Origin of the sequence: Catenulispora rubra, assembly GCF_015356825.1 — a bacterium.
GTDB lineage: Bacteria > Actinomycetota > Actinomycetes > Streptomycetales > Catenulisporaceae > Catenulispora > Catenulispora rubra.
In genome coordinates, this window is the sequence record NZ_JAACYW010000004.1 from 37,943 (window position 1) to 57,016 (window position 19,074).

The following is a 19,074-nucleotide window of genomic DNA, read 5'->3' on the forward strand; positions in this document are numbered from 1 at the left end:
TGCTGGAGCATCACAGGCGCACCCGTCCCGAACTGCCTCACGGTGCCCGCTGAAGTCGCAATCATGGATCAAGTTCACCTCCGGAACATCCCGGGTGGACAGACCAGATCACAGACCAAATCGATACTCGACCTCTTACACTCGTGGTATGCGACCGACTACACGGAACGGCCTGCTTGAAGCAGCTCGCGCCGCGGCCGGTTGGACTCAGGAAGACGTGGCCGCGCGGGTACGAGAGATCCTTGAAGCTCAGACTGGCGAGATCCGGCACGGCTTTGATCAGCGGAAGATGTCGCGCCTGGAACGGGGTGAGACTCGGTGGCCGGCGAGGGATGAGCGAGATCTTGGTTTCTACTACCATGCGCCTGACTCAGTTGAGGCATTGCCTGTCACCATTGACGACGTGAACCGCCGAGAGCTCTTACGTCTGGCGACGCTGGTCGGCGCAGTTGCCATCAAGCATGATGCCGCCGTCACCGTTTGTGGCGCAGGTCCGCGAGATGCACCGAGACGCTCGGCCGCTGACCTGGGCGAGTGGCAGAGCACCAGTGCTCAGCTGTGGGCCGAGTACGCGTCAGCCCCCACGAAAGTCACGCTGTTACCCGCCGTCCGCAGGCATGTCGCAGATCTCGTCGACGGTCTGGACGCCTCCGCGACGTCGGCTCGCCGCGAGCCCGTGTACGAGTTGGCCAGCAACGCCTTTCAACTCGCGGGGGAAATCCTCTTCGACGCCAACGACTACGCCAACGCAGCAAACTGCTACGCAGTCGCCGCCAACGCCGCGCGGGAGGCAGGGCACTACGACCTGTGGGCATGCTCCATGGTCCGCCAAGCCTTCATCAGCCTGTACGAGCGAGAGTTCGCGGAGGCCGAGCCGCTTCTGAAACTGGCCTCGCAGATCGCTGCGCGGGGAGACTCGTCGTTGTCCACGCGCCAGTGGGCGGGATCAGTGCATGCGCAGGCCCTCGCCGGTCTGGGGGACGCTACCCAGTGTCTCCGAGCCCTGGACCTCGCGGAATCCGTCACCGACCTTCGCGGCGACATCCACACCGGTGGATGGCTGCGGTTCGACGGTTCGCGCCTCGCCGAGGAGCGCGGGGCCTGCCTGGTCGAGCTGGGCAAGCCGGTCGAAGCCGAAGTGGCACTGAGCGCCGCTCTCAATCAAGGTCTTTCCGACCGACGGCGAGTCGGCGTCCTCGTGGACCTGGCAAAGGTCGGAGCGCAGCTCCACGACCCAGAACGCGTAGCCACCTACGCATCAGCAGCGCTCGAAGTAGCCCAGCGCTCGCGGTCCGGAGTGAACGCACAACGCCTGCACTCCCTCGTGCCCTACCTGAATCAGGTGTCGGCGACCGCCGAGGTGAAGACGGTCCGGTCCTAGGCCGTGTCTTAGAACCCTGTCGCGTTGATCGTGCCGCACCGGGATGATCTCGGTGTGGCGCGAGGGGACTTGAGTGATGCGCAGTGGACGGTGCTGGAGCCGTTGTTGCCTGTCGCTGCAACAGGCCGACCTGCCCTGTTTCAGCGCAGGCTGATCGACGGAGTGCGGCATCGAGTGCGGACGGGTGCGCCCTGGCGTGACCTGCCCGAGGAGTACGGCCCTGGCAGACGGTGTATTCGCTGTTCCGGCGCTGGCAGCGCGAGGGCGTGTGGGCGATGTTGTTGACCAGGCTCCAGACCAGGGCCGACGCCGCCGGACGGATCATCTGGGACGTGTCGGTGGACTCCACGATCAGCCGGGCCCATCAGCACGCCGCCGGTGCCCGCCGCGACGGCGCAGCCCAGAAGGAGCCGCCCGGTGGGGTGGAGATCGAACCGGCCGACCATGGCCTGGGCCGCTCCCGCGGCGGCCTGACCAGCAAGATTCATCTGGCCTGTGAACACGGTCAGCGCCTGCTGTCTTTGGTCGTCACCGCTGGCCAGCGCGGCGACTCCCCGCAGTTCGTGCCGGTGCTGGAGGCGATCCGAGTGCCTCGTCCCGGTGCCGGCCGTCCCCGCTGCCGCCCGGACCGGGTGCGGGCTGACAAGGCATACTGCTCGAAGGCCAACCGCGTCTACCTGCGCAAGCGCGGCATCCGGGCCACGATCCCGGAGCGCCGCGACCAGATCGCCGGACGCAAACGTCGCGGCAGCACCGGCGATCGGCCGCCAGTATTCGATCGCGAGGACTACAAGCTGCGGCACGCCGTGGAGTGCGGGATCAACCGGCTCAAGCGGCACCGGGCCGTGGCGACCAGGTACGACAAACTCGCCGTCCGGTTCGCCGCCACCGTGACCATCGCCGCCCTCACCGACTGGCTGTGATCCCCGGTCGCGACCTGCAATGCTGGTCGCGACCGGATCACCTGGCCACTGGAAGGACGCCGATGCCCGCCTCGTACTACCGCGCGGACGCCGAGAACGGCGACGGCATCGACGATCCGTCCGAAGACGCGCTGTTCATGATGATCGGCGAGCTGAACCATGCCGACAACACGTTCGTCGTCATCCAGCCCGACGCCGACGACCCGGCCTGGTTCGCCTCGGTATCCCTGCTGGATGAAGACGGCTACGAGGTCGAGTTGCGCGACGTCCGCCACCGCGAACACGAGCTGACCGTCCAGGACGACATCGGCCGCATCGCCAAGGACATCACCATCTGGATGGCCGCTCGCAACGGCGCCAAGCCATCAGCCGACTTCTAAGACACGGCCTAGACCCGTTCGGGTGAACGTCGCGGGCACTTTGACGTCGCCGTTCGTGACCGGCGGCGCGAAGATGTAGACCGAGGCCCGAATCCCGGCCTTGATCCCATCTCTGGAGTACACCATGCCAACAATCCATCTCACCGAGACGACGACCGCGACCCCGGAACAGTTTCTGGCCGGCCTGACGGATTTCGGCCCCGGCCGCCAGGAACTCTTCGGCAACAGCTCCGACAAGTACTTGAAGGTGCACGAGACGGGCTCCACCTCCGCGGACGTCACCGAAGGCTCGAACGGTATCTGGGAACGGCTGAAGTACGACTGGTCCGACCCCCGCCACGTGACTATGACCACCATCGATTCCAACACCTGGGGCGACCGCTCAGGCCACACATACACGCTCACGCCACAAGCCGACGGGACGACCCAGCTGACGGTCGACGTGGTCCGCGAAGGCAAGAACTTGAAGGGCAAGGCACTGGGGCTGCTCGTGGGCAGTATCGGAAAGGGAGTTCTGAGGAAGGCACTGAAGAACACGATCAAAGCCGTCGAGGCCCGCAACCGCCCGCACGGCGACACCGCGTAGTCCGGTCCCCAATGCCGCCGCAGAGAACATCTGCCCCGTGATTCGCGACGCGCCGGTCGAGGCACGTCCCAGCCCAGACCGGGTCCGGGACGCGAGCCACAACGTCAACCCCGACGGGTTCGACTCGCAGTATCCGAAGTACCCGCGCGGCCGTCCATGCGTGTTAGGAGCTGTTCGGGGTTTGGATCATGTGGTTGAGGTGAGGTGCTTCAGCCACATGATCGAGCCTTTGAGGTGCAGTCCGGCGTCGTAGCTCGTCGGCGACTTGTCGTAGCGGGTGGCCAGGCCACGCCAGGTCTTGACCTTCTGGAAGCAGCGCTCGACGGTGTTGCGCTGTTTGTAGCGCTCCGCATCGAAGCCGACGGGCCGTCCGCCGGCCGATCCCTTCTTCTTCCGGTTCGCCTGCTGATCGGCTTTCTCGGGGATGACCGCCGTGATGTGCCGCCGCCGTAGGTAGGCGCGGTTGGCCTTGGAGGAGTAGGCCTTGTCGGCGGCCACCGCGGCAGGACGGGTGCGAGGCCGGCCGACCGGCCCTGGGATGCGGATCTTGTTCAGGACGGTCTGGAACTGGGGACAGTCCGCGGCCTGGCCGGGGGTGAGCACGAACGCCAGCGGCAGGCCGTTGGCATCGACCGCGGCGTGGACCTTGCTGCTCAGCCCGCCGCGGGACCGTCCGAGCCCGGCAGCCTTTGCCCGGGCCTTGCGACGTCGGCGTGTGGCGGCACGATCCTGATCCGACGGCGGGTCGGTGGTGTCCGCACCGGGTGTGGTCTGCGGTGCATCACCCGCAGCACCGGCGGCTGCTGGTCCAACGGAGCCCCTTTTTCCTCGGTCAATGCCTGTTCCAGCGCATCCAGAGTCTCCCCGGCGATAGCCAACCCGGCCGATTCCTGATGCGCCCGCACGACCGTGGAATCCACACTCACCAACTCCAGACCCACCAGCCCGCGCGACGCCGCCTCCGCGATCAGCGCCTCCATCAACCCCTGGAATACCCCGGACTTGGCCCAAGCATTGAACCGGGAGTAGAGCGTGGACCAGGGCCCGTAGCGTTCCGGCACGTCACGCCAGCCGGAGCCGGTGCGGAACCGCCACAGGACACCGTTGAACTGGTCCCGCACCCGCCGCGGCAGCGGCCCGGTAGCCGCCGCCGGCAGATGAGGCTCAATTAGCGCCCACTCGGCATCCGTCACATCGAAACGCGCCACACCCGAGTTCTACCAGCCCCGACCAGCCCGCCACCAAGCCCCACCTAGATCCGAACCCCGAACAGCTCCTAGCGCGCTCGGAAGCGAAGCGGGCTGGCAAACACAAAGGACTCCACCACCGAAATCCTCACCCAACACCTGACAGCGCGAACCCCGATAACCCACCAAGGCACGGCCGCGAATTTTGGCTCATCTGACCAGGCACGGAGAATACAACATGGTTCGAATACATGCGCTTCGCCAGTCTAGTTGAGTAGCTGTTCTTGTCGGACCTTTCGGATTCTCACGGGTTCTTCGTCGTCGTATCTTTCTACGAAAGATCGCCGAGAATCCGTCCGGCTGCCGCCCGCGAGGAGGCTGGGTGAGTTTGCCGTCGCGGGCGCTGCCGTCGGCGAGGAGATCGGCGAGCCGGGAAGCCCGTCGCGACGTTGTTCGGGCTTTACGCTGTGGTGATCTTTCCGTCCCATTCGCCGCCTGCCGGGACGGAGGCGTGCTGGTGGATCAGTTCCCAGCCGTTCCCACGCCGCTGGAAGCAGTCGGTCTGCCGGGCCATGACGTGCTTGGTGCCGCCGTTCTTGAGGACGATGTTCGTGCTCTGCACCGTGCAGACGATGCCCATGTCTCCGTCGACCTTCGCGTCCAGTTCGAGGATGTCGACCTTGCAGGACTCGAAGTTCGCGAAGGTGTCGTCGAACAGCTTGCGTGCCGGGGCGACGCCCCTGGAGGCGAACGGGGGGATGTCGAACCACAGCACGTCCGAGGCCCAGTGCCGGGTGCTCTGCGCGCCGGTCATCGAGTCCGCCATCTCGCGGACGATGGCGATGATGGCTTCTTTGTCTTGCTCCGTCGTCGTCATGGCTGTGTTCCCTTCGTCTCGCGGCCTGATTGGCCTGCACGGATGAGCTTGCGGCGTGCCGTCAGGGGAGTTGGAAGGCCCGGCCGGGTGACTAGATCTCCCCTGAGGGGAGATCTCCTGCCTGAGGCATGCCGTCGGTGCTGGTCGTCGGGGGTTTCTCCCCTGATGAGTCGGCCGCTTAGAGGGCGGCCAGGGTGCGGATGCGGTCGGTGAAGGCGCGTTGGGCGGCCCCGGACTGGGGTGCGAGGCGGTCCCAGCCGTGGGGGACGCCGGGGTGGACGTGCAGTTCGACCGGGACGCCGGCGGCGGCCAGGCGGGCCGCGTAGGCGATGTCTTCGTCGCGGAAGATGTCGAGGTCGCCGGTGTCGATGTAGGCCGGGGCCAGGCCGGCGTAGTCGGTCAGGCGGGCCGGTGCGGCGATCGGGGAGACGGCCGCGGTGCCGAGCGTGTCGCCGAGGACCGCGTTCCACGCGGTGTAGTTGTCGTCGTAGGTCCAGGTCAGAAAGGGCTGGCGGGCCGGGTCGGGTGTCTGGTTGCGGTCGTCGAGCATGGGATAGACCAGGATCTGGCGGGAGAGCGGGATATGACGGTCGCGCGCGAGAATGGCGGTCGCCGCGGCGGGCGCGCCGCCACCGCTGTCGCCCATCACCGCGATGCGTCCGGTGTCCACGGCCAGGTCGCGTGCATGGTCGATGAGCCAGGTCAGGCCGGCGAAGACGTCCTCGGCGAGCATGGTGCCATTCACTTCGGGGGCCAGGCGGTAGCCGACAGACAGGAACGGCACGCGGCTGTGGGCGACGTACCAGGACAGCAGGGTGTCGTAGGCGTTCAGGTCGCCCAGGATCATGCCGCCGCCGTGGGCGTAGAGCACGGCCGGGCCGGGGGCTGTGCTCTGGCCGGTGGTGTACCAGCGCAGCTCGATCCGGGCACCGTCGGGTGCGGTGGCGAAGTAGGTGGCGGTCGTGATCCCGCTGACCGGGGGGACGAGCGCCGCCATGGCAGCTTGGCCGAGGTTGCCAGCCTCGCGGATCGTCTTCCAGTCCCCGCGCTTGCGGGCCGGTGCGTCGGCGCCCTGGTCGGTGCGGCCGGCCAGGAGGGGGACGAGTTCGGGGTCGAGGGTGTAGTTCACGGGAGTGGTTCTCGCTTTCCAGGGGCGTCGAACGGGCCGGACGGCGTCATGGGCGCCGTGCGGCGCGGTGCGTGTCAGTACGGGGAGGGCTGATTGCGGATGACGGCGAGGCTGACGATCTTGCCGTCGCGCACGCTGAAGTAGTCCGACATGATCAGCTCGGCCGGCAGGTTGGTCTTGTCGTAGGTGCCGTCGTAGCGCGAGCGCACGATGGTCTGGCCGTAGTGCTCGACAACCTCGATCGGCTCCATCGTCACTCGGTCGCCGATCATCTCCTTCGCGGCCCAGGCCCGGATCGCGGCGATGCCGTTGATCTCACGGCGCGCGTCGTTGACGTAGGCGTCCGGGGCGAAGGTGGCGAGCATCCGGTCCAGGTCGAAGGCGTTGACTGCCGCGAGGTATTCGGCGACGACAGGCGGCAGCGCGGTGGTCGTGAATGCGGTCGTGAATGTGGTCATGGTCTCGGCTCCCTTCGGGTCGGCGGCTCGGTAGACCGCCTGAAACCAGCCTCGGACGTGCCCTGAGGAGAGGTGCAAGACCCGCGCGCGCCCGTGTATCTCCCCTCAGGGGAGGTGGCACAGTGACGGGTATGGACGCGACGCTGCCGATCGGTGACTTCGCCAGGGCTACGCACCTGAGCGTGAAGACGCTGCGCTACTACCACCGGGTGGGCCTGCTGGAGCCGGATGAGGTGGACCGGCACACGGGGCACCGGTACTACACCACCGCGCAGATCCCGATCGCGCAGATCATCCGCCGCTTCCGCGCTTTGGACATGCCGGTCGAGCAGATCGCCAAGGTGCTCGCCGCCCCGGACCTCGATGCGCGCAACGCGCTGCTGACCGCGCACCTGGACCAGATGGAGCAGGAACTCGTGCGCACGCAGACCGCGGTGGCTTCACTGCGCGACCTGCTGACCGGCGCGTCGGGCGGCGGCCGAGCCGAGATCGGGCGGCGGAGCGTTCCGTCCACACCGGCAGCGGCGATCACCGAAACGGTGGACGTCACCGAAGCGCTGACCTGGTACCAGGGCGCGCTCGGCGAGATCTACGCGACACTCGACGCCCAGGGCCTGACCGCCGACGCACCCGCAGGCGGGATCTACAGCACCGACCTGTTCACACACGAACGCGGATCGGCAACGATCTTCGTGCCCTGCGCCGGACCCGTACGTCCGATGGGCCGGGTTGACGTGCTGGTGGTACCACCTGCCGAGTTGGCGACGATCGTGCACCGCGGCACACACGCGAACATCGACCTGGCCTACGGAACCCTCGGCGCGTACGTCGCCGAGCACGCGCTGGCCGTGGACGGCCCGATCCGCGAGTACTACCCGGTCGGGCGCCGCGAGAGCGCGGAGGCGGCCGAATGGCGCACCGAGATCTGCTGGCCGATCTTCCACACCGGACCCTCCCCCGGCGAACCCGCGGCGCGCACGAACGGCGACGACGACCGGTCGAGGGACCGCCACTGATCACCAACCGGGCCAGGGACCGCCCCAAGAGGCGACCCGAGTGCCAGGACGAAGGCATAGGACGCCTGGCGCCCGGATGGCAGGTTGACGTGGATCCCGGTCGCCTCACGGCGCCAGAACAGCGGCTCGGGGAATCCGAGCAGGTCAACCGATGCCGGATCGGCTCCGGTCCACGGTACGGTCACCGCCTCCGGCAGCGCCTCGCCCTCGGTCACAAGCCGATGTCTGGGTACTGGGTTCCATCGATGGGCGGCCGGACGTAGCCGTAGGTGTCCTCCAATCCGAAGCGCGGACAGCTCCGAGCGGCGACTGTGCAGTGCGTAGCCCAGCACCAGCAGCACCCGGTCGCGCCTGCCGGCCAGCGTCGTCGGTTGCAGGTGCCCAGTAGCTTGTGCAGCACACTGATGGTGATCGGAAGGGTCTTCCGAGGCCCGTTCCCAGCTTGCGCGCGTTCGCTCCGGTACCCGCGTAGCGCCAGCCCGGGCGCCTTCGGCGTCCGGGGTGTCCTTGTGCCGGCGACGCACCAAGGTGACTCGAGGCGCCGGATCCCGCCCCCTCTGGGCTGACCATGACGTGAGTTGATTGCAGAACTCCTCGGTGGAGTTCGTCATGCTCGGGGCTTGGGCCTGCGAGATCACAGGTGGTCGGTGGTCTCGGCGCTCTTGTTTTGTGCTGTGATCACCTCGATGAGGTTGCCCTCCGGGTCGGTGACGTAGGCGAACGTGACCCCTGGTCTGGTCTGGGCGTGTGTCGGCCCGGTGATGACGTGCCCGCCGCGCGCGGTGACCGCCTCGAGCGTGGTGTCGAGGTCGTCCACGCGTAGTGCCCAGTGGAACCATCCCTGGGTTCGTGCGCCGTCGTACACGCTGGTGTGGTTTCTTGCCAGCGAGCCGGGGATCTCGGTGAGCTCGAGGCGTACGCCTTCGGTACCGGCCAGCAGGCTGATTCGTGAGACGCCGTCCGCCAGCGTGTGCGTGCCCGTGGACGTCATGCCGAAGACGCCGCAGTAGAACTCGCTGACGCGCTCGATCTCGCCGACGGACAGGCCGATGTGATCGTTGGTGGTCGCCATGTCAGTGGGCCGTGTAGCCGCCGTCGACCGGGATGACCGCGCCGGTGACGAAGCTCGAACGCGCGGAGCAGAGCCAGACGATGGCGTCGGCTATCTCCTGGGGCTGTCCTATGCGGCCGATCGGGTGTTGCGCGATGCGTGCCGCCATGACCTCGGGAGATCTGCCGGTCGCGACGAGCGGGGTCTCGACCAGGCCGGCCGCGACGGTGTTGACCCGGATGCCCATCGCGCCGTAGTCGAGCGCCGCGGTCTTCGTCAGGCCGGCCAGGCCGTGCTTGGCCGCGACGTAGCCGGCGAAACCGGGAACTCCCACCAGGCTGGTGCCCGAGCCGACGTTCACGATCGCCCCTGACCCGCGGGGCGCCATGAGCGCGAGTTCGTATTTCATCGACAGGAACGATCCGCGCAGGTCGACGGCTATGATGCGGTCGAATTGGGCCGTGTCGTAGTCGGCCAGCGGCTGCAGCGTGTCGCCGCCGCTCACGCCGGCGCTGTTGACCGCGATGTCGAGTTGCCCGTCTTCCCCGCCCGCGGCGGCGCTCGCGCGGGCGATCGAGTTCTCGTCGCTCACGTCGCAGATCACCGTCTGGCCTTGCCCGCCTGTGGCGCGGATCGCCTCGAGCGTCTCGTCGAGGCTTCGCTGCGTGCGTCCGGCGACGGTCACGTAGGCGCCGAGCCGGGCCAGCGTCACGGCGGTGTCCTGTCCGATTCCGCTGCCGCCGCCGGTGACGAACGCCCGCAGGCCGTCGAAGCGATCGGCTGGTTCCTTGATCATTTCTCTCTCCTCGGTCGGGCTTATGCGCCTACGCCGGTCAGTTCGACTGACAGGTCCCACAGGCGACGGGCGTTGTCGGGGTCGACGGCGTAGTCCGCGACGCCGCGGCGCACGCCCGGGACGTGGGGTTCGGCTACCTGGCAGTCCTCGAAATACGCGCCCGTGATGCCCTCGACCAGGGGTGAAGCCGCGAGCAGGGTCGAGGTTGCGGCGCCCTGTTCGATGCTCTTCTCCGTCACGCCGGTCTTACCGGTCGGATCGAAGGAGGTGGGCGGCGTCTCGATGTGCCGGCCGAGGTTGGTCCCCCAGATGCGTCCGGGGTTGAGCGCGTTCACCGCGATGCCGTCCGCTGCCCAGCGCTTGGCGGCCTCGACGGCGAACAGCACGTTCGCCGTCTTCGACTGCGCGTAGGCCAGCCACGGCTCGTAGGGCTCCTTGGTGAAGTCCGGGTCCTCGAAGCGGACCGGGCCGTTGACGTGTCCGACCGAGCTGACCACGACCACCCGGGCGTCGCCGGCGGCGGCGAGTGCGTCGTGCAGGCGCACCGCGAGCGCGAAGTGGCCGAGGTGGTTCGTTGCGAACTGCAGCTCCCTGCCCTCCGGGGTGCGCTGCTCCGGAGTGGCCATGATCCCGGCGTTGTTGACCAGGATGTGCAGCGGCCCTGACCAGCTCTGGGCGAACCGCGCGATCGAGGCGGGGTCGGCCAGGTCCAGCTGCGCCCCGTGCACCTGCGGGTTCCCCGTCTCCGCGGCGATCTCGCGGGCGACGGTGTCCGCGGCGTCCAGCCTGCGCGCGGCGAGCGTCACTTCGGCGCCGGCCGACGCCAGCGCACGGGCGGTCTCGCGCCCCAACCCGCCGGCCGCACCCGTCACGATCGCTCGGCGGCCGGTGAGGTCCACGCCGGCGATGACCTCGGCGGCTGTCGACTGAGGGCCGAAGGGGATCTCGTTCATGATCGTTCCTCTCTGAACGCACTCCCGCTCCGGGCGGGGGCTGCGCTGGGATCTTCCGCTACCATGCGTAACCGGAGTAGGCTCCGCTTAAGCGAGCATAAGCGGAGCCGGCTCCGGATGCAAGGAGGGATCGGATGTCCAGGTCACTGCGTGCCGACGCGCAGGCCAACCACGACCGGCTGCTGGAAGTCGCTGCGCGAACCCTCGCGCAGAAAGGGCCGGACGCATCGCTCAAGGCGATCGCCGCCGAAGCCGGCGTGGGGATCGGCACCCTCTACCGCCGGTTCCCGACACGCGAAGACCTCATCGAGGCCATCTACCGCAACGAAACCGCCCGGCTCAGCGAGTCGGCTGCCGAACTGCTCCAAACCAGCGCCCCGATCCCCGCTCTGCGCGCTTGGATGGAGGCATTCGTCGACTACATGCAGACCAAGCAGGGCATGGCGGACGCCCTGCCCGCGATCCTCGCGACCCGGGAAGGCCTTCGACTGCACAGCCGCGAAGCGCTCGGCAACGCGGTCGCCATGCTCCTGGCCGCCGGGATCGACGCCGGGGAACTGCGCGAAGACGCCTCAACCAATGACGTACTCATGGCGCTGGGCGGTATCACCCTCATCAGCGGCCACGAGCACCAGCGCGACCTCGCCTCCCGCCTCGTCTCCCTACTCTTGGACAGCCTCTCCACCCGAGCCGTCGACGCACGAAAATCCACTGCACAGGACTGATCGCAGCGGGCCAGGCCGACGTCGCATGAACCTGTCCGCGGTCCTGCGCGAACTGTACGAACACGGCCCGCAGACCGTCACCGACTGCTCACCCGCGCCCGCCTCCGCGCCGGCGCACTGCAGCTGAACCAGGAGCCGCTGCGCCTCGACCAGCTGGTCGAGGCCGTCGTCGCCGACACCCCGGCCGACGGGCACACGGTGAGCGTCGAGGTGGAGGCGACCACCGTCGTCGCCGACGCCGCTCTGGTACGCCGCGCTGTGGCCAACTTGCTGGGAAACGCGCCGGTTCACGGCCACACACGCGACGAGCCGGCCGACATCCAGATCACCGTCGGCGCGGATGGGACCGTCGTGGTGGACGACGCCGGCCCCGGCATCCCGCCCGAAGCTGTGGAATCGCTGTTCGAGCGCTTCCACAGCGGTGCTGGTTCCAGCGGTCTCGGGCTGTCCATCGCTGCTTGGGTGGCACACGCCCACGGCGGTTCACTGAATGTCACCACCAGTACCCGTGGCGGAGCCCGATTCAGCCTGCGCATCCCACCTCACAAGCGACCGTGACGGATTCATAGCTGGTCTCGATGCTGAAGGATTCGAACGACAGCCCGCATGGCACGGCTGGATGAAGACCGCCTCACCGAATCCTCATGCCACCTGAATGAGACTCCCATCCGTGGCGAAATCGGATGGGAAGCAGAGGCTGATGGCAGGGACTCGGGATCGCTATATCGACACGATTCGCGCGCTCGCCATCGTGCGAGTGATCGTCTACCACGCGCTGGGCGTCGGATGGCTGACGATCCTCTTTCCGTCGATGGGCATCATGTTCGCCCTCGCCGGGTCTCTGATGGCCGCGTCGATGACGAAGTCCGGATCCGCGGTGCGGACCGTCGGCCACCGGCTGCGCAGGCTGCTGCTTCCGCTGTGGGCACTGGGCGCGGTGGCCTTCTTGGTCATGCTGTTCCACGGCTGGCCCGCGGACGACGCGACGCAGCCGACCGACCCCAAGATGCTGTTCTGGATCCTGCCGCTGAACGCCCCGCCGTCCAGCGAGTGGGGCGACTTCTTCAACGGGGTCTTGTGGTACATCAGTACCTATCTGTGGTTCGTGTTGCTGACGCCGCTGCTGCTGCCGCTGTTCCGCCGCTTCTCGGTGCTCATGCTGGGTCTGCCGTTCCTGATGCTGTACGTGCTGGATCACCATTCGTTCGGTCTGGGCGACATGGTCCTGAACCCGGCCCGGGACTTCTGCACCTATTTGGCCTGCTGGCTGCTGGGATTCGCCCATCACGACGGAATGTTGCTGCGGCTGAAGTGGAGGGTGGTGGTGCCGCTCGTCCTGGCCGCCGCCGCGATCGGCGGCTGGCTGACCTGGATCGGGCGGGAGTCCTCCAACTTCGACCTGACCACGGACGCGATGCCGAACGCGTTCTGGTCCTTCGCATTCGTCCTGCTCCTGTTGCGGTTCCGGCCGAGCATGGCCTGGCTGGCCCGGGTGCCGTGGCTGGAGCGGCTGATCGACCTGCTCAACGCCCGGGCGGTGACCATCTATCTCTGGCACAACCCCGGCATCTCTGCCGTCGGCGTGGTGCTCGCGCGATTCGGGCTTGAGGCCGAAGACACGGTCAAAGGAGCGGTCCTGTTGGTGCTCGGGACGTTCCTGTGGACCTTCTTGGCCACGCTGGTCTTCGGCTGGGTCGAGGACATCGCAGCCCGTCGGCGGCCGAGCCTCCTGCCGAGGAGCCGCCGACGAAGCGCAGCTGTCGACCCGCCGACGGTGCGATCTCCAGCCGCGGCGGCACCCTGAGGCGTTCCCGCCACGCTGCCTCATCAAAACCTCAGAGTCCCTCAGCCACTCTGGCGGCCATGACCACCTTGACAGTCACGACGGTTTCGCGGGCCAAGGACGACGGGCCCCCAGGGCTGACGCTGGCCGACCTCTACGAACGACACCGCCTGCCCTTGACCCACCTGGCGATCGCGCTGCTCGGCGACCGGGGCGACGCCGAGGACGCGGTGCACGACGTGTTCGTGAGGCTGTGGCACAGCCACCGCGGCCGGACCGACATGTTGGAGAGCCCGCTGTCCTACCTGCGGACGGCGGTGGTCAACAACGCCCGGTCGATCATGCGACGCCGCAAGATGGCCCGCGACCATCCTCCCTTCTTCCTTCCCCCTGCGGAATCAGCTGAGGAAGAAGCGCTGCCTCGCGTGCATCGGGAAGTGCTAATAGCCGTGAAGGAGCTCCCAGAGCGTCAACGCGAAGTTTTGGTGCTGCGCTACTGGGCTGACATGTCCGAGGCGGATATCGCTGCGACGACGGGGATCAGCCGCGGCACGGTGAAGTCCACGTCCAGCCGTGGGCTGCGTTCCGTCGCGCGGACACTCCGAGAGCGAGGCCAGCTGTGAAGCGGATGTGGGCCGCCAGGGCGGCCGGCGCGATGCCCGGGCCCGCCGATGCCCGTTCACGAGCACAGCGTCGCAGGGGATTGGCACCGACTGTGTTGGAGGTATCTGACCGTGAACGAAGCGCCGCGCGCGCGGACGACCCAGGCGGCGATGGCCAGGCCGAGGCGGCTGGAGCCGACTTGGAAGCGCGCGAACAGGGACATCGCCTCGGACGGGACGCTGAGTCCGGCGTCGTCGACCACGATGGTGTCGTTCGCGGCGGCCGTGACCCCGACGTCGCCGACCGGCCCGGGGTGTAGGCGACCACGGTGTCGACGAGTCCGTCGAGCCGTAGCAGCTGGTGAGAATTCACGCAGCGGAAAGCGTGTCCCGCAGCATCGCAGCCGACACCGCGACGGCTTCGACTCGCGCGGTCCGCTCGGCCTCGGCCGGGTCGTTGCCGATGAACAGCGGGGCGAACCAGACCCGCCGAGGCCGAACGGATGCGATGATGACGCGCAGCGTTTTCGTTTACGGAAGTCGCCACACCTGCGCGAGGGTTCCGTTGCAGGTGTAGATCTGCAACTGCGTGCCGTCGGTCGTGGTCGCGCCGGGGTCGTCGAGGCACTTACCCAGCGCCCGGATCGTGCCGTCCGACTCCAGCGACCACACCTGCGCGGCTGTGCCGTTGCAGCTGTAGAGGTCAACCGCATCGAAGTCCTGCGACTGCCCGTTCAGCACGTCGAGACACTTTCCGGCGATGCCGGAGGCCGCCGGGCCGGTGGGGCCTGCGCCGAAGCCGCCCGAGGGCAGCGTGAACCACTGCGGCCGGTTGTTGGCGCAGGTGTCGATATCCAGTGTGCTTCCGGGAGCGGCGGTGCCCGAGGTGACGTTGAGCGGGGATCTTCGGTTCCTGTGTCGTCACGACGGCTCTCCTGTTGGTGCTGACGGGCGGGTTCCGCTGGCGCCGGTGTAGAACTCGTTGCCCTCGGCGTCGACAACCTCTTGATTAGACCAGTCTGTCTAATTCGTGTTGCAGGCAAGGACTCACTCCTCGCCGTGTGAAATACCAGCTCAAGAATAGGTCACCAGCCTCGATTTGACGAGACAGGATCGGACTGTTTAGGTAGGCAACAGAGCAGACAGACCAGTCTAATCAATCAACAGGAGGCGTGATCATGTCTGATCCGCGCACCGCCCTCGTGACCGGCGCGACGTCCGGTATCGGCCGGGCCGCAGCGCTGAAGCTCGCCCGGGACGGGTTCAAAGTCCTGGTCCACGGGCGGGACGCCGAACGCGCAGCCGCGGTGGTCAAGGAGATCGAGAGCGCCGGCGGCAGCGCCGAGTTCCTGCCCGCCGACCTCACCGACGTTCACGCCATCGCCGGACTGGCGTCCGCGGCCGGGCACGTCGACGTCCTGGTCAACAACGCCGGTTTCTCCTGGTTCGGCCCCACCCCCGACCTGGACCCCGACCGATACGACCAGCTGTTCGCCGCCAACGTCCGCAGCGCGTACTACCTCACCGCCGCGATCGCGCCGAAGATGGCCGAGCGCGGCCGGGGAAGCATCATCAACCTCGGCAGCATGGTCGGGCAGATCGGTCTGGCCGGGAGCGCTGCCTACAGCGCCACCAAGGCCGCGCTGGCCGCGCTGACCCGGTCCTGGGCCGCCGAGTACAGCCCGCGCGGCGTGCGCGTCAACACCATCGCCCCCGGGCCGGCCTACACCGGCGGCGCTGCGGAAGACCGGATCGCGACCCTCGGGAAGACCACGCTCCTGTCCCGTGCGGCGCAGGCCGAGGAGATCGCGGACGCCATCGCCTTCCTGGCCTCACCAGCCGCCGGCTACATCACCGGCGCCGTCATCCCCGTCGACGGCGGACGAACCGCCATCTGACTCCGCACAGCCACACAACCCACCGACAACCGGAGCACAAAACATGGACCAGCCTGTCGTTCTGATCACCGGGGCGCTCACCGGCATCGGCCGCGCAGCCGCCGTCGCCTTCGCCAAGAAGGGAGCGAACGTGGTCGTCACCGGACGGCGCGACGAAGCCGGAAGTGAGCTCGTCGAAGAGCTGCGCGCCTTCGGCGCGCAGGCCGAGTTCGTCAACGCCGACGTTCGCAACGAGGACGACGTGCGCGCCATGGTCGACCGGACCGTCGCGCGATTCGGACGTCTGGACGTGGCCGTCAACAACGCCGGCACCGAAGGCCAGCCCGGCCCGATCACCGATCAAAGCGCGGAGACCTTCAACGCGACGTTCGACACGAACGTCCTGGGCGTCGTCCTGAGCATGAAGCACCAGGTTCGCGCCATGCAGGAAAAGGGCAGCGGCAGCATCGTCAACATCTCCTCGACCTACGGGCACGAGGGCGCGGCGGGCGCCTCGGTCTACGTCGGCAGCAAGCACGCCGTCGAAGGCATCACCAAGTCGGTGGCGCTGGAGGTCGCGAAGGACGGAATCCGGGTCAACGCGGTAGCTCCCGGCCCCACGGACACCGGCATGCTGACCCGCTTCACCGGCACTCCGGAGAACAAAGCGGTCCTGGCGGCGGAAACAGCGATGGGGCGCCTGGGCCTGTCCGAAGAACTCGCCGACGCGATCGTGTTCATCACCTCGGCCGAGGCCTCTTACATCACCGGCCACGTCCTCAACGTCGACGGCGGCATGACCACCAACTGACCGTTGCCAGAACCGGCGCACAGCACCTGGATCACGTGCACGCGCCCCCTACCAGCCGAGCGAGCCACCCAACACGGAGACGTGCCACCATGAGCGACCACACCCACGACACCGTTCCCACCCAGTTCGTCGAGGCCGGAGGCATCCGCTTCGCCTACCGCCGCTTCGGCGACCCGGCCGCCGGCCGGACCCCGATCGTGTTCTTCCAGCACTTCATCGGCAACCTCGACGACCACGACCCAGCCATCGGCGACGGGTTCGCCACCGACCGCGAGGTCATCCTGTTCAACAACACCGGAGTCGCCTCCACCAGCGGCGAAGTCCCGGACACCATCGAGCAGATGGCCACCGACGCCGCGGCCTTCATCGACGCCCTCGGCCTGACGACCGTGGACCTGGTCGGCCACTCCATGGGCGGCCTGGTCGCGCAGCAAGTCGCCATCCAGCGGCCCGACCTGGCCCGCAAGCTCGTCCTGGTCGGTACCGGCCCGCGCGGGGGCGTCGGCATCGGCGAGACACCGCCGGAGATCGGCGCGCTGTTCAGCGTCAAGCTGCCCAGGCAGGAAGACATGTGGCTGCCGATCCTGTTCTCCCCGACCGAGACCAGCCAGAAGCTGGGCCGGGAGTACGTCGAGCGGATCGTGGCCCGCAAGGACCGCGACGCCTCCCCCTTCGGCGAGCAGGTCTACGCCGGCCAGGGCACCGCCATCCACACCTACGGCGCAGCCAAGGACCCCGCATACGCGAACCTGAAGAACATCAAGATCCCGGTCCTGGTCGTCAACGGCACCGACGACATCATCATCGCGACGATCAACTCCTACATCCTCCAGCAGTTCCTGCCGGACGCCGAGCTGATCCTCTACCCCGACGCGAACCACGGGGCCCACTTCCAGTACCCGCAGCGGTTCGTCACCCACACCAAGCTGTTCCTCGACCGCTAGGAGACGCGCCAGCCAGACAACGGGGCCTGCAGGGCGAAGGCGGTCACCGGAGCACGGTGGCCGCCTTCTGGCACGTCGACCGGGAAGACTGTCCTGTCTAGCCTTGTTAGTGCGGGTAGAAGTCGAACGGGACCCCGAATGGGGCAGTAGACTGTACCGACAGTCTGAAAGAAGGAAACCCCGATGCCCGCCAAGGTCAACACGGTCAACAGCCAGAAACCATCCGTACGTGAACGCCTGCTGGCCGCCGCCGACGAACTGTTCTACAGCGAAGGCATCCAGACCGTCGGCATCGACCGCGTCGTCCAGAAGGCCGGCGTCGCCAAAGCCTCGCTCTACAACGTGTTCGGCAGCAAAGACGAACTGGTGCAGGCCTACCTGGACGCCCGCACGGACCGGACCCGCCAGGGCGTCGAGCGCACCCTGACCCGCTTCCGCACACCCCGCGAGCGCCTGTTGGGCGTCTTCGACGCCCAAGGCCAGATCTTCACCGAACCCGACTTCAACGGCTGCGCACACATCACGGCCAGCGCCGAGGCGGTACCCGGCGGCCCGGTCGAATGCGCCACAGACCGATACCGCAAGTGGGTCAGGACGCTGTTCACGGACCTGGCGCGGGAAGCCGGCGTCACCGACTACGAAGAGCTCGCGCGGCAGCTACACCTCCTGTACGACGGCGCGGGGGTCTCAGCCCGCATGGACCGGGACCCTTCGGCGGCCACGACCGCCCGAGCGGCGGCTGCCGCGCTGTTCGACGCGGCGGTCAAGAATCACAGCGAAGCCGGCACCAAGTAAAAGCCCGGTGACGCCCGAAGCTGTTGGCGTGCTGGTCAGTGATGCGACAGCTACACACCGAGCAGCAAGCCCTCCACCTGGACGATCCGGCGGCCATCAGCCCAACTGCGCAGCTGCGGCCAGTACGCTCCGTTCAAGCCTTGACGATTCATCAGGAGCATGGGCCAGGATCGCACTAGGTTCCAATGAGGATCGGTTGCGGGCCGGGAAGTAGATTCTTGGGCTCATCGCGGATGGGCCGGACGGTTTCGACACCCCGGCTGGCGGAGTCGGGCAGGGCCGGTTGAGATAGCACTTGCCGGCATGGACCGGGCCGGTGTTACAAGCCTGAAGCCAGAACCAGATGACCGGCAGCGCCGGCGTGACCGTCCCGGACCGCACGGGCCCGGCCGCCGCTCCCGCACCGTCGGAGCTCCGCGCCAAGATCGTGAAAGCTGACGCGATGCCGGCGAGGTCCTCGTCGGCATCGATGGTTTCAAAGCCGGCCGTCTGGCCGCCGAGACCACCAAGGTCCTCACCGACGAGCCTGCCTTCGCCTCCGACGTCATCATCACCACGGGCTGCGGCGACATGTCAGCCCTGTCCTGCCCGGCAAACGCTACCGGGGCTGGACAGTCCCGGCCCCGAAGGCCAGGACATCGTTGGGGTCCGCCAAATTCTGCGACGAGATCGAATTCCTGGTCATCGAGCTTGGATCCCGTGACCAGCGAAGCAAAGACCGCCACGAATTCAGCCGCTGCCAAACTCGGCATCACGAGCCTGTATCTCGGCCGCGCCGACCTGGGCACCCCGTGCCAGGG

The 19,074-nt window shown here is 67.6% G+C and carries 21 protein-coding genes and 1 pseudogene; 13 read left to right on the forward strand and 9 right to left on the reverse strand.

Going from position 1 to position 19,074, the window contains the following annotated elements:
• The first annotated feature begins 148 nt into the window (after positions 1-148).
• The 4 genes from GWK61_RS02745 (at position 149) to GWK61_RS02760 (ending at position 3,270) form a co-directional block, all read left to right on the forward strand.
• Positions 149-1,381, forward strand: a complete 1,233-nt coding sequence (locus GWK61_RS02745) for an NsdA family TPR-like regulatory protein (protein WP_194904517.1) — start codon at positions 149-151, stop codon at positions 1,379-1,381.
• A 54-nt stretch (positions 1,382-1,435) separates the two neighbouring features.
• Positions 1,436-2,304 (forward strand): IS5 family transposase gene (locus GWK61_RS02750; RefSeq protein ID WP_194904518.1). Its coding sequence is split into 2 segments (ribosomal slippage): positions 1,436-1,601 and positions 1,601-2,304, totalling 870 coding nucleotides; the frame shifts between segments, so codons are not numbered across the junction.
• Positions 2,305-2,366: 62 nt separating this feature from the next.
• Complete coding sequence (locus GWK61_RS02755; protein WP_194904520.1) at positions 2,367-2,684, forward strand: hypothetical protein; 318 nt, start codon at positions 2,367-2,369, stop codon at positions 2,682-2,684.
• 124 nt (positions 2,685-2,808) lie between these two features.
• Positions 2,809-3,270: an SRPBCC family protein gene (locus GWK61_RS02760; protein WP_194904522.1), complete on the forward strand. Its 462-nt coding sequence runs from the start codon at positions 2,809-2,811 to the stop codon at positions 3,268-3,270.
• Positions 3,271-3,456: 186 nt separating this feature from the next.
• On the opposite strand, the pseudogene GWK61_RS02765 reads toward GWK61_RS02760, so the two are convergent.
• The 4 genes and pseudogenes from GWK61_RS02765 to GWK61_RS02780 all read right to left on the reverse strand — a co-directional run bounded on the left by GWK61_RS02765 (position 3,457) and on the right by GWK61_RS02780 (position 6,921).
• Positions 3,457-4,478 (reverse strand): annotated as a pseudogene (locus GWK61_RS02765) (IS5 family transposase).
• Positions 4,479-4,917: 439 nt separating this feature from the next.
• Complete coding sequence (locus GWK61_RS02770; protein WP_194904524.1) at positions 4,918-5,334, reverse strand: YybH family protein; 417 nt, start codon at positions 5,332-5,334, stop codon at positions 4,918-4,920.
• A gap of 178 nt (positions 5,335-5,512) precedes the next feature.
• The gene (locus tag GWK61_RS02775; protein ID WP_194904526.1) at positions 5,513-6,463 is read right to left on the reverse strand and encodes an alpha/beta hydrolase fold domain-containing protein; all 951 of its coding nucleotides are present in this window, start codon (positions 6,461-6,463) and stop codon (positions 5,513-5,515) included.
• 74 nt (positions 6,464-6,537) lie between these two features.
• Positions 6,538-6,921, reverse strand: coding sequence for a nuclear transport factor 2 family protein (locus tag GWK61_RS02780; protein ID WP_194904528.1), 384 nt, complete (start codon positions 6,919-6,921; stop codon positions 6,538-6,540).
• Positions 6,922-7,052: 131 nt separating this feature from the next.
• Here GWK61_RS02780 and GWK61_RS02785 point away from each other — a divergent pair, with 131 nt between their 5' ends.
• A complete protein-coding gene (locus GWK61_RS02785) occupies positions 7,053-7,937 on the forward strand; it encodes a MerR family transcriptional regulator (protein WP_194904530.1) in 885 nt (294 codons plus the stop codon).
• Between the two features lie 634 nt (positions 7,938-8,571).
• On the opposite strand, the gene GWK61_RS02790 is transcribed toward GWK61_RS02785, so the two are convergent.
• The 3 genes from GWK61_RS02790 to GWK61_RS02800 are packed head-to-tail and all read right to left on the reverse strand — an operon-like array spanning position 8,572 to position 10,737.
• On the reverse strand, positions 8,572-9,009 hold the full coding sequence (locus tag GWK61_RS02790) for a VOC family protein (protein ID WP_194904532.1): 438 nt from the start codon (positions 9,007-9,009) through the stop codon (positions 8,572-8,574).
• Between the two features lies 1 nt (position 9,010).
• Entirely contained in the window at positions 9,011-9,784 is a 774-nt protein-coding gene (locus GWK61_RS02795) for an SDR family NAD(P)-dependent oxidoreductase (RefSeq protein ID WP_194904533.1), read from the reverse strand.
• A 20-nt stretch (positions 9,785-9,804) separates the two neighbouring features.
• The gene (locus GWK61_RS02800) at positions 9,805-10,737 is read right to left on the reverse strand and encodes an SDR family NAD(P)-dependent oxidoreductase (protein ID WP_194904536.1); all 933 of its coding nucleotides are present in this window, start codon (positions 10,735-10,737) and stop codon (positions 9,805-9,807) included.
• 134 nt (positions 10,738-10,871) lie between these two features.
• On the opposite strand from GWK61_RS02800, the gene GWK61_RS02805 reads away from it, so the two are divergent.
• The 4 genes from GWK61_RS02805 (at position 10,872) to GWK61_RS02820 (ending at position 13,868) form a co-directional block, all read left to right on the forward strand.
• A complete protein-coding gene (locus tag GWK61_RS02805; protein WP_194904538.1) occupies positions 10,872-11,462 on the forward strand; it encodes a TetR/AcrR family transcriptional regulator in 591 nt (196 codons plus the stop codon).
• A gap of 210 nt (positions 11,463-11,672) precedes the next feature.
• Positions 11,673-12,020, forward strand: a complete 348-nt coding sequence (locus GWK61_RS02810; protein WP_323747386.1) for a sensor histidine kinase — start codon at positions 11,673-11,675, stop codon at positions 12,018-12,020.
• A gap of 142 nt (positions 12,021-12,162) precedes the next feature.
• Positions 12,163-13,266 carry an acyltransferase family protein gene (locus GWK61_RS02815; protein WP_194904540.1) on the forward strand — a complete coding sequence of 368 codons (1,104 nt, stop codon included), beginning with the start codon at positions 12,163-12,165 and terminating at the stop codon, positions 13,264-13,266.
• Positions 13,267-13,325: 59 nt separating this feature from the next.
• Positions 13,326-13,868, forward strand: coding sequence for an RNA polymerase sigma factor (locus GWK61_RS02820; RefSeq protein WP_194904543.1), 543 nt, complete (start codon positions 13,326-13,328; stop codon positions 13,866-13,868).
• A 56-nt stretch (positions 13,869-13,924) separates the two neighbouring features.
• Here the strand turns inward: GWK61_RS02820 and GWK61_RS02825 are convergent, their stop codons facing one another.
• Positions 13,925-14,110: a hypothetical protein gene (locus GWK61_RS02825; protein ID WP_194904545.1), complete on the reverse strand. Its 186-nt coding sequence runs from the start codon at positions 14,108-14,110 to the stop codon at positions 13,925-13,927.
• 268 nt (positions 14,111-14,378) lie between these two features.
• Complete coding sequence (locus tag GWK61_RS02830; protein WP_194904646.1) at positions 14,379-14,705, reverse strand: ricin-type beta-trefoil lectin domain protein; 327 nt, start codon at positions 14,703-14,705, stop codon at positions 14,379-14,381.
• A 320-nt stretch (positions 14,706-15,025) separates the two neighbouring features.
• Between GWK61_RS02830 and GWK61_RS02835 the strand changes: the two genes are divergently transcribed.
• From GWK61_RS02835 to GWK61_RS59240, 4 genes are all read left to right on the forward strand, one after another.
• On the forward strand, positions 15,026-15,745 hold the full coding sequence (locus GWK61_RS02835) for an SDR family NAD(P)-dependent oxidoreductase (protein WP_194904547.1): 720 nt from the start codon (positions 15,026-15,028) through the stop codon (positions 15,743-15,745).
• 43 nt (positions 15,746-15,788) lie between these two features.
• The gene (locus GWK61_RS02840; protein ID WP_194904550.1) at positions 15,789-16,535 is read left to right on the forward strand and encodes an SDR family NAD(P)-dependent oxidoreductase; all 747 of its coding nucleotides are present in this window, start codon (positions 15,789-15,791) and stop codon (positions 16,533-16,535) included.
• A gap of 89 nt (positions 16,536-16,624) precedes the next feature.
• Positions 16,625-17,479: an alpha/beta fold hydrolase gene (locus GWK61_RS02845; protein WP_194904552.1), complete on the forward strand. Its 855-nt coding sequence runs from the start codon at positions 16,625-16,627 to the stop codon at positions 17,477-17,479.
• A 183-nt stretch (positions 17,480-17,662) separates the two neighbouring features.
• Positions 17,663-18,274 (forward strand): TetR/AcrR family transcriptional regulator, encoded by a 612-nt coding sequence (locus tag GWK61_RS59240; RefSeq protein WP_194904554.1) that lies wholly within the window; start codon positions 17,663-17,665, stop codon positions 18,272-18,274.
• Positions 18,275-19,074: the final 800 nt, after the last annotated feature.